The organism is Thermobacillus sp. ZCTH02-B1 (assembly GCF_002159085.1).
Lineage (GTDB): Bacteria > Bacillota > Bacilli > Paenibacillales > Paenibacillaceae > Thermobacillus.
On the sequence record NZ_LZRU01000009.1, the window covers coordinates 180,578 to 193,911 of the forward strand.

A 13,334-nucleotide genomic window follows, 5' to 3' on the forward strand; every position below is an offset into this window, starting at 1 on the left:
GGCCTCACTTCGGATCTTTCCCGACGGCCCGTTCCGCGAGCTGCTTGCGGTGCCTCAGGCTGAGCGTGAAATAGCGGAACCGGCCGTTCCGGATCATCGAGAGCAGCCGTTCGGCGGTCCGGCGCGCCATTTCCGCGTCGCGCTTCGAGATTTCGCCCTTCTTCACCGCTTCTTCCAGTTCGTCTTCGTCGAGCAGATACACTTCGCCCGTCGGCAGCACGACGATGTCCAGGTACAGATCGTCAAACCAGGGCACCTTCTGGTCGGTCATGCCCTGGTTCTTGCAGATGTCGATGTACCATTGCACGACCCTGCCCTTGTCGTCGAACATCGTCGTGACGACGAAGTGCTCGCCCTTCGGAAAATGCTGCATCCACAGATAGCCCTTGTTCGCGAGGCAGAGCCTCCGTCCGTTGTATTCCTTCCAGAGCGGTTCGCGCAGCTCGTGAATCCGGTAGAACGTGACCAGGCCGCGGTAATCGTCCCCGTCCAACGCCAGACAGCTGTAGCTTCTTCGCAGGATGCGTCTCCAGTTGGCCCGATCCGAAAATTTCCGTTTCATGGCACGATACCTTTCCGCATGGTAATGAAACTCCGTATGAAAAAAGATTACCACAACTGTCCGCTCATCACCAGTTCACCGCGAAACAATCCACCATCGTCATGGATCCGGTCCGGCGGCGCCGCGCTGCCGATGCGGCCGGAACGTGCCGCCCGCACACGTGCGGCCCGCCGGGCGGAGCGTCAGCCGGCCGGCGCGACGCCCGCGGGCACCGGTTCCGCCGTTCCGTCGCCCTCGAACCTGCCGGTTCCGGGCCAGGGCGGCTGCTCCCCGGTACCGCCGCCGGGAGCAGCGCCGTCGCCGCCGGCGCCCGGAACGGCGCCGTCAGGCTGTCCGCCGCCCTCGCCGCCTTCCGTTGTTCCGTTCCAGCCTCCGTTCACGCCGTCATCCGTTCCGCCGTCCGTGCCGCCGTTCGCACCGCCGTTCGTCCCGCCGTTCGCACCGCCGTTCGTCCCGCCGTCCGTTCCGCCGTCGTCCTGCCCGCCGTCCTCCGCCTCTTCACCGGGATCGAACAGGTCGCCGGGCAGCGGCCATTCGAAGCCGTTTTCGCCGTCGGGTCCGTCGTCCGTCGGGCCGTCCGGCGGTTCGGGCTCGATGCCGGCCGTCTCCGGCACCCGGACGCCGCGCACCGTCGACGGATCGCCCTCGATCGCGTGCTTCTTGTCATAGGCGGTCACGTAATATTCGTACGCGACGCCCGGTTCCACCGCGAAGTCGAGCGCCGTCACGGACTCCGTAACCGTGATCAGCTCGAACGCGTCCTCGCCTTCCGCCTTCCGGTAGACGCGGTATAGGAGATCCCCCTGCTGCCGCGACCAGGACAGCCGGACGCCGAGCTCCGCCTCGCTCCAGACGACGGAGAACCCGCCCACGGTCGGCGGCTTGGTGACCGTCTTTACGCCCTCCGGCTTCACGAAGGACGTGACCGGCACATCCTTCAACGCTTCTCCCATCACCTTCGCGAACAGCGCCGCCGCCATCGAGCTGCCGCGCTTCAGCACGTGCCGCTCGTCCGTCCGGTCGTAGCCCATCCAGACGGCGGCCGTCCATTCCGGCGTGTAACCGACGAACCAGACGTCGCGGTTGCCGCTGGATTTGAATCCCGGAATGCCGTGCTCGGTCGTGCCGGTCTTGCCCGCGACCGGACGGTTGATCCGCGCCTTCGTGCCCGTGCCGCCGCTTTCGAGCACCGCCTGAAGCATTTCCGTCATGTACCAGGCCGTCTCCGCCTTGATGAGCCGCTTCTCCTCCGGCGCCTTGTACCGGTAGATGACCTTGCCGTCCCGGTCCTCGATGCGCACGATCGCGTGCGGATCGACCGAGAGGCCGCCGCTGGCGAACACGCTGTACGCGGTCGCCATTTCGAGCGGCGTCACCCCGCGCGTGAGGCCCCCGAGGGCGATCGCCAGGTTGCGGTCCTGCGCATCCAGCTCGATGCCGAGCCGCTTCGCGAATTCGATGCCTCGGTCCAAGCCGATTTCGTTCAGCAGCCAGACCGTCGAGGCGTTGCGCGATTCCTTGAGCGCCTGGCGCATCGTGATCGAGCCCGCGTATTTGCCGCCCGGATTGGTCGGGCAATAATCGCCGTAGCAGCGCTTTTCGTCCTTCAGGACGGACCAGGGGAACCAGTCACCCGTCTCGAGCGCCGGCCCGTACACCGCGATCGGCTTGAACGCCGAGCCGGGCTGGCGCGGCTGCACCGCGCGGTTCAACCCCTTGTTCTGGTACTCGCGCCCGCCGGCCATCGCCTCGATCTCGCCGGTCCGGTGGTCGATGATCACCATCGCGCCCTGGACGATCCGGTCGTCCGGACTTTCCTCGAAATTGGCCGGATCGGCGAACGCCCGCTCGACGATCCGCTGCGCGTTCGTGTTGAGCGTCGTGTAGATCCGGTATCCGCCGACGCGCAGCTCCTCCTCCGTCAGGCCGGTCACCCGTTCCGCCTCGCCGGTGACGTAGTCCACGAACGCCGGATAGCGCGCCGCCGCCGCTCCCGCGTACGCGCCCTCCGGCGGCTCGTATTCGGCCGCCTTCCGCTTCGCCTCCTCCGCCTGCTCCGCCGTGATGAGCCCCTGCTCCCGCATCAGCGAGAGCACGACCGCCATCCGCTCGAGCGCCCGGTCGAGGTTGCTGACCGGATTGTAGACGTTCGGCGCCTTCGGAATGCCGGCCAGCATCGCGATCTCCCAGATCTCGAGATCGTTCAGGTCGTTTTTGCCGAAATAGAGCTTCGAAGCCGCGAGAATGCCGTGCGCGCCCCTGCCGAAATAGATCCGGTTCAGGTACAGCTCCAGAATCTGGTCCTTGGACAGGTTGTTCTCGAGCGCCAGCGCGATGGAAGCTTCCGTGGCCTTGCGGAAAAAGGTTTTCTCGTGGCTGAGGAACATGTTCTTCGCGAGCTGCTGCGTGATCGTGCTCCCGCCTTCCACCATCCTCCGCGCCAGGATGTCCTTCACGAGCGCGCGGCCGATCGCCCAGAAGTCGACGCCTTCATGCTCGTAGAACCGCTTGTCCTCCACCGCGATGAACGCGCGGTAGACCATCTCCGGTATATCCTTGAATGCCACGTACTCCCGGTTTTCGACCGTCGCCAGCGCGGCCGCCTCACGGCCGTCCTTGTCGTAGATGATCGTCGTCTCGGCGAAGACGAACGCGTTCCGGTTCGCCGCGAGGATCCGCTCGCCGTTCAGCATGATCAGGAGATAGCCGACCACCGCGCAGACAACCATGAGGGTCCCGCCGGCCAGCATCCAGCCGAGCCAGCCCCCGCGACTTCTTTTGCGCGCTCGGCGCGCCTTGCCTTGCGCGCCGAACGCGGACGGACGCTTCGGTTTACGATCCGCCGCCACAGCAGACTCCCCTCCTCCTCCGTATCGCCTGTCTCTCTATTTTCTCCGGAAACAAAAGAACAACCCACGGCCGGCCGCCCGGGCGCCTGCTGCGCTCCGCCGCGGCTCGAAGGGGCGGGTTGCTCCTTGTCGATCCGTTATTTCAATTGACGATGCGCAAGGTTGAAAAGTTTCGCCTGCGTTCAGGATTCCGGATTCGGATCCGGAACGAGGGACACGCTGCGCTGCGGGGTAAAGGTCGAGATCGCATGCTTGTAGATCATTTGCTGACGGCCGTCGCTCTCGATCACGATCGTGAAGTTGTCGAATGCCCGGACGACGCCCCGGATCTGGAAGCCGTTCGTGAGGTAGACCGTCACGGGAACGCTGTCCTTGCGAAGATGGTTGAGGAACGTGTCCTGAATGTTGATGGATTTGCTCATGGGCCGTTACCCCCGTCGAAAAGATTGGATACTCATCTTATTCCGCCTCATCCTTGAATTTCCCTGCTATTATAGCATGAATGGCTTCCAGATGGGCGATAAAATTTCCTTCGTCCGTCACATCCACCCATTTGATCCCGTTCATCCGCCTGAACCAGGACAATTGTCGCTTCGCGTATCGCCGCGTATTCCGCTTCAGCCGTTCGATGCACTCCACGAGCGGCAGTCCTTCGGTGAGGTGCGGCACGATCTCCTTGTAACCGATCGCCTGCATCGCGGTCGCCTCCGGCGGCACGCCGCGGGCGAGCAGCCTCCGCACCTCGTCGACAAGGCCCGCCTCGATCATCGCGTCGACGCGCCTGTCGATGCGATCATACAGAATGTTCCGGTCCATCGTCAACCCGATCAGGCAGAAGTCGTACGGCGATTCGCGGGGCTCGCGGAACCCGGAGATTTTCGCCGACATCGCCTCTCCGGTTCCGATCGCGATCTCGAGGGCGCGGACGACGCGCTTCACGTCGTTCGGATGGAGGCGCGCCGCGGATGCGGGGTCGACCTCGCGGAGCCGCTCGTGGAGCGCCTCGGCGCCGTGCTGCTCCGCAAACCGCTGCAGCTCGGCCCGAATCCGGTTGTCCGCGGGAGCCTCGGGAAAATCGAACCCGTACAGCAGCGACTCGATGTACAGCCCCGTGCCGCCGACGATGAACGGGAGCCGGCCGCGCGCGGCGATTTCGCCGATGAGCCCCCGGGCCAGCTGCTGGAACTCGCCGGCGGCGAACGGCTCCTCCGGATCGCGGATGTCGATCAGATGGTGCGGAATGCCGCTCGTTTCTTCGGGGCGGATCTTGGCGGTGCCGATGTCCATGCCGCAGTACACCTGCATCGAGTCACCCGAGATGATCTCCGCGTTCCACCGGCGCGCGATCTCGATGCTGTAACGCGTCTTGCCGACCGCCGTCGGGCCGACGAGGACGAGCAGCCGCACCTTTCCCGTGCGGGGGTCACGGACGTTCAACGTGAATCACTCCGTAGGCGACGGCGGACGGATTTTTCGCGGTGACGCGGGTAAAGCCGAGGCGCTCGAATTCGCCGCTCTCCCGGTTCTCCTTCATCATGACGGTGCGGCGCGCGACGCGCATCGCCTCGCGCACGGCCTCCGGCGAGAGCGGCGCCGGATTGGCGATGCCCCTGAGCGGCAGCATGGAAGACGATTCGAGCACCGGAATGCGGAACATCGGATCGAAATAGACGATGTCGAAGCTGTCGTCCGGAAGGGAACGCAGATAGTCGAGGTGATCGGTCCGGATCAGCTCGATCCGGCGCAGGGCGGCGTTGAGATCGGCCAGTCCCGTGTCGTAGGTGCGGAGGCCTTCGCGGACGATCACGTACAACACCGCCTCGCTCTCGAGCGCGACGACGCGGCCGGACGGCCCGACGGTCCAGGCGAACACGAACGCGTCCCCCGCCAGTCCGGCGGTGCAGTCCAGGACGCTGTCTCCCGGCCGCGCGCCGCTGATTTCGACGAGCGGATCGGTGCCGCCGTCGCGCAGCCGCCTGGCGCGGACGAGCCCCATGCCCGGATGGTAGCGCAGCGGCAGCCCGCCGTCGTCCGCATGCAGCCGGAGTCCGTCCGGACCGGTGACGAGCACCCGGTCGTCCTGGTGCCGTCTGCGGATCGCGGAGAGCGTCTGGCGGTTCCGCGGCACGAACCGGCCGCCCAGCTCGGCGGCCAGCGCCTTCGCGAGCGCCGTCTCCTCCTCCGTCGGCTTCATGCCGGTCGTCACGATCATGGCGTCACATCACCCGCTTGAACATTTTCTCGAGCTGGTAGGTCGGGATGTGGACGACGATCGGCCTTCCGTGCGGGCAGGTGTACGGCTGTTCACAGGCGGCCAGACGGGCGATGAGGGCCTCGCCCTCCTCGCGGGTCATCCGGTCGTTCGCCCGGATCGACGCCTTGCAGGCGGTCATCATCGCCGCCTTCTCCCGCAGCTTGCCGATGTCGATCGCCTTCTTCTCGGCGAGGATCCACTCGGCCATCTCCTCGATGATCTCCCGCTCGCGGCCCGGCGGCAGCCATTCGGGACAGGCGCGGACGAGGAACGCGTTCGGGCCGAACGGCTCGAGCTCCACCCCGGCCGCGGCGAACGCGTCGAGCCGGGTGCGGACGATCTCCGCCTCGCCGGGCGTGAACTCGAGCGTGATCGGCACGAGCAGCGCCTGGCTCAGCTTCGGCGGTTCGGCGAACTTGCGCAGATAGTATTCGTAGTTGATCCGCTCGTGGGCCGCATGCTGGTCGATCAGGTACAACCCGTCCTCTCCCTGGGCGAGGATGTAGGTGCCGTGCAGCTGGCCGATCCAGGACAGCTCGGGAAACGGACGGCGCGCGGCGCCGCCGTCAGCCGGCCCGTCCGCGCCGGACATGCCGGGGGCCTCCGTCATCCGCTCCGAATCCGGGGCGAATCCGGCCGCCGCCTCGCGGACGGCCGCCCCGTCCAGCCTGTCGGACGGCCGGTACAGCCGCTCCGCCGCGTCCCGCGGCAAACGGGGCGCGGGTCGCCCGTCCTTGAGGCCGGGGGCCGTGTTTCCGGCGCCGGACCGCCCCGGCGCGACCCGCGGCGCGCGGGGATCGCCGGCGGTGATTCCCGCGCCGCTCCGTTCCGGCGTCCCCAGCCGGACCCGGACCTCGCCGGCGAACTCCCCCGCTCCTTCCCGTCCCGGCGCATCCTGCCGGGCGCGGAGAGCGTCCGCCGGGCCCGCGGTATCGGACCGTTGCGCGGAAGACGGGGCATGGCGCCGCTCTCCGGTGTCCGCCGCCGGTCTTCCGGCATCCGGAGCCGGCGGGAACGACAGCCGCTCCTGGATGACGGCCTGCTTCATCCCGGCGGCGGGCGCCGACGGAATGTGCGGCGTCCGCCCGAGCGCCCCGCGCAGCGCCGATGTGACCAGCTCCTTCAGCTCCGCCTCCTTGCTGAACCGCACGTCCAGCTTGGACGGATGGACGTTGACGTCGACGAGGCCGGGATGCATGCCGACCTCCAGCACGACGAGCGGATAGCGCCCGACCGGCAGCCACGTGTGGTACGCGTCCAGGATCGCCTGCTGGAGCGCGAAGCTGCGGACATGGCGTCCGTTCACGATCGTCGTGATGCCGCTCCGGTTCGCGCGGGTCAGCTCCGGCTTCGACAGCCACGCGTCCAGCCGGTAGTCCGGATCCTCGGTGGTCGCGCGGAGCATCTTACGGGCGGCGGACGTGCCGTAAATCGCGGCGATCACCTGCAGCCGGTCGCCGCCGCCGGTCGTGCGGAGCAGCGTGTTCCCGTTGTGCGTCAGCGAGAACGCGATGCCGGGATGGGCCAGCGCCAGCCGGTTCACGCAGTCGGAGATGTGGCCGAGCTCGGTCTGGATCGTCTTCATGTATTTCAGTCTTGCCGGCGTGTTGTAAAACAGATCCCGGACGGTGATGTCCGTGCCCCTGGGGGACGCGGTCTGCTCGATCGACAGCACGCGGCCGCCTTCGAGCACGATTTTGCGCCCGAGCCCGGAATCGTCCGCCGCGCTCGTACAGACGACGCGCGAGACGGCCGCGATGCTCGGCAGCGCCTCGCCGCGGAAACCGAGCGTCGCGATCCGGAACAGATCCCGGTCCGAGCGGATTTTGCTCGTCGCGTGCCGCTGGAACGCGAGCTCCAGATCATCGGGCGTGATCCCGGTCCCGTTGTCCCGCACGCGGATGGAGGCGAGCCCGCCTTCCTCGACCGCGATGTCGATCTCGGTCGCTCCCGCGTCGATCGCGTTCTCCGCCAGCTCCTTCACGACCGAAGCCGGACGTTCCACGACTTCGCCCGCTGCGATCCGGTTCGCGAGCTGTTCGTCCATCACCCGGATGATTCCCATTGCGCACCTCCGCTTTCCGCCGCCCCGTCCCGCAGATTTGCGCGGCTACTCGTTGAGCTTCATTTTCATCTCGTGGATCCACTGCATCGCCATGAGCGGCGTCATGTTCATCAGGTCGACCTTGCGCAGCTGCTCCAGCACGTGCGTCTCGGCGGCGCTGCGCTTCGGCCTGGACGGCGCCGCCGGTTCCTCGAACAGCGCGAGCTGGATCGGCTCCTCCTTCGCGGGCGCCGCCTCGCGCGCGGAGGAACCTTCCGCCGCTCCGCGAACGGAGGAAATTCCGGTCCCGGAAGCATCGGGACGGGCGGGTCCGGCGGGCTGCGCGTTCCCCCGGGATTCGTCCCGTTCCGCCTGATGCAGCAGCTCGTAGGCGCGCGCGATGATCGATGCCGGAAGTCCCGCGAGCTGCGCGCAGTAGATGCCGTAGCTGGTCCCCGCGGCGCCCGGCACGAGCTTGCGCAGGAACGTCACGGTGCCCTCCTCTTCCGCCACCGCCATGCAGCCGTTCCGGAGGCCGGGGAGCGTCTCCTCGAGCCGGGCGAGCTCATGGAAGTGCGTCGATACGAGCGCCTTGCATCCGATCCGGTCGTGAACGTATTCGATGACCGCCTGGGCGATCGCCATCCCTTCCGACGTCGACGTGCCGCGTCCCAGCTCGTCGATGATGACGAGGCTGCGCCGCGTCGCCCGCTCGGTCATGACCTGGATCTCCTTCATTTCGACCATGAACGTGCTCCGTCCGCCCGCGAGGTCGTCCGCCGCGCCGATCCGCGTGAAGATCCGGTCGGTCAGCGGAATCTCGGCCCGCTTCGCCGGCACGAAGCAGCCGATCTGCGCCATGATGCAAATGAGCGCGGCCTGGCGCATGTACGTGCTCTTGCCGGCCATGTTCGGACCGGTGATGAGCAGCATCGGCGCCTCCGCGGTCAGGTGCGTGCCGTTCGCGATGAACGGCTCGCCGTCCGTCATCGTCTCGACGACCGGATGCCGGCCGTCCTCGATGACGAGGTCGAACCCTTCCGTGATCACCGGTCTGACATAGCGGCGCTCCGCGCTGACGTGCGCGAACGACTGCAGCGCGTCGATCGCGGCGATCGCGCCGGCCAGCTTCTGCAGCCGGTCGATCTCGCCGGCGATCCGGTCCCGGAGCTCGCAAAACTTCCGGTACTCGAGCTCGACCATCTTCTCCTCGGCTTCGAGGATGAGCTGCTCCTTCTCCTTCAGCTCCGGTGTGACGAACCGCTCCGCGTTGGCCAGCGTCTGCTTCCGCTCGTAACGGCCCTCCGGCACCAGCGGGAGGTTCGGTTTGGACACCTCGATGTAATAACCGAACACCTTGTTGTAGCCGACCTTGAGCGACTTGATGCCGGTCGCCTCGCGCTCGGCGCGCTCGAGCTCGGCGATCCACCGCTTGCCGTTCACGCTAGCCTCGCGCAGCCTGTCCAGATATTCGTCGCATCCGCTCTTGATGAGTCCGCCCTCCCGCACCGACACCGGCGGATCGTCGACGATGATCGCTTCGATCCAATCCGCGATGTCGGAGCAGGTATCGAGGTTGTCCACGAGCCGGGCGAGCGCCGGAGACTGCGACGAGGCGCACAATTCGGCGATGCGCGGCGCCTGGCGGAGCGAGGTCTTCAGCGCGATCAGGTCGCGCGCGTTCGCGCTGCCGTACGCGATCCGGCCGACCAGGCGCTCGAGGTCGTAGATGTCGTTCAGCGCGGCGCGCAGTTCCTCGCGCAGCATGAGGTCGGCGACCAGCCTGTCCACCGCATCCAGCCGCTCCTCGATCGCGGCGCGGCTGAGCAGCGGCTTGTCGATCCACCGGCGAAGCGTCCGCGCGCCCATCGCCGTGCACGTCCGGTCGAGCAGCCAGAGCAGCGAGCCGCGGCGGCTGCGCTCGTGCACCGTCTCGGTCAGCTCCAGGTTGCGCCGCGTATGCTGGTCGAGCACCATGAACTGGTTCGGTTCGTATTCGCGGAAGCGGTTGAGGTGAACGAGCGCGCGGCGCTGCGTCTCCTCGAGATAGCCGGTCAGCACGCCGATCGCCCGGCGCCTCGCGGGAGCGAGCCCCGCGAGCGCGTCCGCGCCGAACCGTTCGGCGAGCCGCGCCTCGTCGAACGTCTCCCGCGGCGTGTACACGACGTTCCTGCCGGCCATCGCCGGCGTTTCCTTCAGCTTCGCGAGGAGCTCGCCGGCGCCGACGATCTCGCGCGGCTGGTACACGCCCGTCTCGTCGGCGACCGCCTCGATCGCCGCGGGAAACGACGTCACATACAGTTCGCCCGTCGACAGATCGCAGACCGCGAGCCCGCAGACGCCGTCCTCCTCCGCGAGGCCCGCGATGAAATTGTTGCCGCGCTCCTCGAGCGAGCGGGTCTCCATGATCGTCCCGGGCGTCACGATGCGGACGATCTCGCGGCGGACGACGCCCTTCGCGGACTTCGGGTCTTCCACCTGCTCGCAGATCGCGACCTTGTAGCCCTTGTCGATCAGCTTCGCTATGTAGCTCTCGGCGGAATGATACGGAACGCCGCACATCGGAATGCGTTCTTCGGCGCCGCCGTCCCGTCCGGTGAGCGTGATTTCCAGTTCGCGGGCGGCCAGGATCGCGTCGTCGAAGAAGAGTTCGTAGAAATCGCCGAGGCGGAAGAAGAGGAACGCGTCCTTCACCTGTTCCTTGATCGCCAGATATTGCTGAATCATCGGCGTGTATTGTGCCGTCATGCCGCCCCTCCCAAGGTCAGCGGCCGCCTGTCCCGGCGGCCGGACATCATTGGTCATTATACCAGAAAGCCGACCGCTCGTGGAGCAAAGGAAGGCGGAGGAGACCGCAACCCCCGCCTGCCCGTACGATGCGCCGGACCGCCTACTCCGCCGGCGATCCCGCATCGTCCCGCACGCTCTTGTCCGCTTCCCCGGCCGGAGATGCCGCGGCCTTACCGCCGGGCCGCCCGCTTCCCGCCGGAATCCCCCATTTCGGCCGGATGTCGTCGTCTTCGCGCCACACCGCGCCCCGCTCGAGCGCGGCGAAGAACGGCGCGATCCACCGCCTGTACATCGCATAGCCGGGCACGCGGCGCATCGCGTCGTGCACCCTAAGGGCCAGCCTGCGCAGCGTCTCCCGGTCGCCCGCGTAATAGGCCCGCCGGCCTTCCGGCGTCTCGCTCGGGAGCCCCGTCAGCACGGCCAGCAAATCGGTATGCCGCGCGGCGAGCAGCGCGGAGGCGAACGCCGCCCGGGCGGCGACCGGCGACACGAGCCAGCTCGGCGGCGTCCGGTATTCGAAGCCGTACGGCTTCGCGCGGAAATCGCCGAGCGCGCCGTACCGCGGGCGCCGCGCGAGCCCGCGCGCATCCTCCGCCGCGGCCAGCGGAAGCGCGACGCAGCTGTCGAGCACCCGCAGCAGCCGGGCGCTCGGCGGCACGTTCAGATGCAGATGGCCGCCGAGCGCGAAGCCGGGCACCGGCATCCCGCCCGCGAGCCAGCGGAGCGGACCTGCCGCTCTCGTCATCGCCTCCGCCCGCCGCATCAGCGTGCGGAGGCCGCGCGCGAGGGCGTCCGGATCTCCCGCCGGATCGGGCCTGAGTTCCGCCACCGGACAGCGGAGCCGCCCGCGCACGCGCATCGCATCGCTCCCGGCCGCCCCGTCGCGCGGAAAGAAGCGCGAGGCGGGGATGACGCGGCCGTCCGGTCCGACGAGCAGAAATTCGGGATCGGCTCCGATCAGAAGCTCCCGTCGGCCGTCCGGTTCCGCCTCCGCCGCCAGCTCCGCGCGGAACGCGTCGATGGCTTCGAGCCAGAGCGGCAAATCCCGCTCCGCGGGCGCGCCGAACGGCCCGGCCAGCCGCACCGCGCCGTTGTCGGACGCGGCAAGCCTCACCGTGCCGAAATCCCGCCCCGCCGCGTACAGCGCCTTGACGGCCGCCGCCTCCAGCCGGAGCCGCAGGGGATGCGGCCCGTCCCAGTCGGACGGCAGATGGGCCGCTCCCGGCCCGACGCGCCGGACCGAGAGCGCCTTCAAATGAAAAACCGGCACCTCGAACAGGCGCCCGCTCCCGGACGGCGCCGCGCAGCCGGACGTTCCCGCCGCCCGGAACGAACCGGACATCCACACCCGCTGCGGGCGGCCGTCCGTCTTCCCGCCCCGCGCCGATCCCGCGCGGCGAGCCGCCATCCGCGCGCCGGCGGGTTCCGTGCGGCCGAACGCACCGCCCGCATCGTCCAGGGCCTCATCCCCGTCATCCGCGCACAAGACCGGATCCAGCTTCACGCCCGCCAGGCGCAGCTGTTCGATGTCCTCCCGATCGAGGCCCGGCCTCCCGTCCAACAGCCAGACCCCGGCCCCGTACCCGTCCTCCGCCGGCGCGTTCGCCCGGCGTTCGCGCCGAAATCCGATCACCGTATCCCCCGGCTCCGGCCGCCCGTCCCGGCCGGCGCGCGGCAGCGCGAGCCTCGCGGCGATCCGCGCCATGACGCCGCCATCGGACGCCTTCCCGTCCATCCACAGCCTGCCTGCCATCCGACCCGCCCCCGTCCGACCGTGTAACCCGTTTCCGGCGACGCAGCCCGCGCACCGACGGACGATGAACGCCCCGCGGTCCGCCGGTTTCACGCCGCCGCATCTTACGGCCGCCGCAGCATGATCCGGCGCATGCGGCGCTGCAGACCGGACATGCACATTTCCCGCCCAATCAACAAAAAAAGGGCATCCGCCCTCGAACGCCTGCACCCGTCCGCATATCCTGCATATGTGAACCGGCCATTGCAGATCCGGAAAACGGCGCGACCCACCCGCCAGCCGCCCGCCGGCTTACAGTTCGTCGTCCAACAGTTCCGGATCCAGATCCTCGTAACCGCCGTCGTCGAAGCCGTCGTACGCCTTGTCTTCGCCGCCGCATCCGCCCGGGCATACGGCAACGCACACCTTCGTCTCCGCGATCATCTCGACGGCGAATTCGCGTTCGACGCGCACGACGACGTCCGCGCCGTTCGCGGCGATGTTCGCCTCCACGCAGCTCGGCTCCTGCGTCGCCACGGCGGACACTTCCTCGGTCGAAGCCCGGTGCTTGGGGTCGACGTAGGACAGCGGCACGAGTTCGGAATACGTAATCGTCTCTTTGGCCACGTCGGTCTCGGAATTGCGGTTGTAGGAATACCAGATGTTGATGTCGTAGGAGCCGATCACCTCGATCCCGTCGCCCGACCGGACCGCTTCGTACTGATGATTGATGATCCAGGCCCCCAATATGCTGGACGGCCGGTGGGGCGGCGTGACGGTGTGGGTGACGGTGGAGAACTTTCGACCTTTTCCGCAGACAGCCTTCGTGATTATCTCTCTGCACTTCAGCTGTTTATCTGCAATTGCCATTCGGTTAAACCTCCTCCATGCGATCATTCAGTTAAAGTCTATGCAGGACATGGGCGAATGTTGATCGGGCCGCGGCATCTTCAGCTTTATGTTTATGCGCCGAAAGTCTTGCATTAGAATCGACATCCGCGAAAAATCTCCCGCCGTCCGCATCCGCCCGTCCCGCATGCGCAGCCGGACAAGCCCGCGACTTCGGCCGCGGTTCCGGCCGCGCCCGTGAACCGGCCGCCTTC

At 67.7% G+C, this 13,334-nt stretch carries 9 protein-coding genes; all 9 read right to left on the minus strand.

Annotation, left to right across the window (positions count from 1 at the left end; translation table 11 throughout):
• Positions 1-4 precede the first annotated feature (4 nt).
• The 9 genes from A9Z00_RS02495 to A9Z00_RS02535 all read right to left on the minus strand — a co-directional run bounded on the left by A9Z00_RS02495 (position 5) and on the right by A9Z00_RS02535 (position 13,101).
• Positions 5-562 (minus strand): ribonuclease FAU-1 family protein, encoded by a 558-nt coding sequence (locus A9Z00_RS02495; RefSeq protein ID WP_296973984.1) that lies wholly within the window; start codon positions 560-562, stop codon positions 5-7.
• Positions 563-744: 182 nt separating this feature from the next.
• Positions 745-3,411 carry a transglycosylase domain-containing protein gene (locus A9Z00_RS02500; RefSeq protein ID WP_296973986.1) on the minus strand — a complete coding sequence of 889 codons (2,667 nt, stop codon included), beginning with the start codon at positions 3,409-3,411 and terminating at the stop codon, positions 745-747.
• 182 nt (positions 3,412-3,593) lie between these two features.
• Entirely contained in the window at positions 3,594-3,833 is a 240-nt protein-coding gene (hfq, locus tag A9Z00_RS02505) for an RNA chaperone Hfq (protein ID WP_296973988.1), read from the minus strand.
• A gap of 37 nt (positions 3,834-3,870) precedes the next feature.
• Positions 3,871-4,848, minus strand: coding sequence for a tRNA (adenosine(37)-N6)-dimethylallyltransferase MiaA (gene miaA / locus A9Z00_RS02510; RefSeq protein WP_296973990.1), 978 nt, complete (start codon positions 4,846-4,848; stop codon positions 3,871-3,873).
• The gene (locus A9Z00_RS02515; protein ID WP_296973991.1) at positions 4,835-5,623 is read right to left on the minus strand and encodes a class I SAM-dependent methyltransferase; all 789 of its coding nucleotides are present in this window, start codon (positions 5,621-5,623) and stop codon (positions 4,835-4,837) included. Before A9Z00_RS02515 ends, miaA begins: the two co-directional genes overlap by 14 nt.
• Before the next feature lie 4 nt (positions 5,624-5,627).
• Positions 5,628-7,730, minus strand: coding sequence for a DNA mismatch repair endonuclease MutL (mutL, locus tag A9Z00_RS02520; RefSeq protein WP_296973994.1), 2,103 nt, complete (start codon positions 7,728-7,730; stop codon positions 5,628-5,630).
• A gap of 45 nt (positions 7,731-7,775) precedes the next feature.
• Positions 7,776-10,457, minus strand: coding sequence for a DNA mismatch repair protein MutS (mutS, locus tag A9Z00_RS02525; protein ID WP_296973996.1), 2,682 nt, complete (start codon positions 10,455-10,457; stop codon positions 7,776-7,778).
• Positions 10,458-10,599: 142 nt separating this feature from the next.
• Positions 10,600-12,252 (minus strand): putative amidoligase domain-containing protein, encoded by a 1,653-nt coding sequence (locus tag A9Z00_RS02530; protein ID WP_296973998.1) that lies wholly within the window; start codon positions 12,250-12,252, stop codon positions 10,600-10,602.
• A 291-nt stretch (positions 12,253-12,543) separates the two neighbouring features.
• A complete protein-coding gene (locus tag A9Z00_RS02535; protein ID WP_296974001.1) occupies positions 12,544-13,101 on the minus strand; it encodes an outer spore coat protein CotE in 558 nt (185 codons plus the stop codon).
• Positions 13,102-13,334 lie beyond the last annotated feature (233 nt).

What these genes read in the sequence shown, in the direction of transcription:
- A9Z00_RS02530 (WP_296973998.1), bottom strand. Translation starts at nt 12,252, where the DNA reads ATGGCAGGCAGGCTGTGGATGGACGGGAAGGCGTCCGATGGCGGCGTC.
- hfq (WP_296973988.1), bottom strand. Translation starts at nt 3,833, where the DNA reads ATGAGCAAATCCATCAACATTCAGGACACGTTCCTCAACCATCTTCGC.
- A9Z00_RS02515 (WP_296973991.1), bottom strand. Translation starts at nt 5,623, where the DNA reads ATGATCGTGACGACCGGCATGAAGCCGACGGAGGAGGAGACGGCGCTC.
- mutS (WP_296973996.1), bottom strand. Translation starts at nt 10,457, where the DNA reads ATGACGGCACAATACACGCCGATGATTCAGCAATATCTGGCGATCAAG.
- A9Z00_RS02495 (WP_296973984.1), bottom strand. Translation starts at nt 562, where the DNA reads ATGAAACGGAAATTTTCGGATCGGGCCAACTGGAGACGCATCCTGCGA.
- mutL (WP_296973994.1), bottom strand. Translation starts at nt 7,730, where the DNA reads ATGGGAATCATCCGGGTGATGGACGAACAGCTCGCGAACCGGATCGCA.
- A9Z00_RS02535 (WP_296974001.1), bottom strand. Translation starts at nt 13,101, where the DNA reads ATGGCAATTGCAGATAAACAGCTGAAGTGCAGAGAGATAATCACGAAG.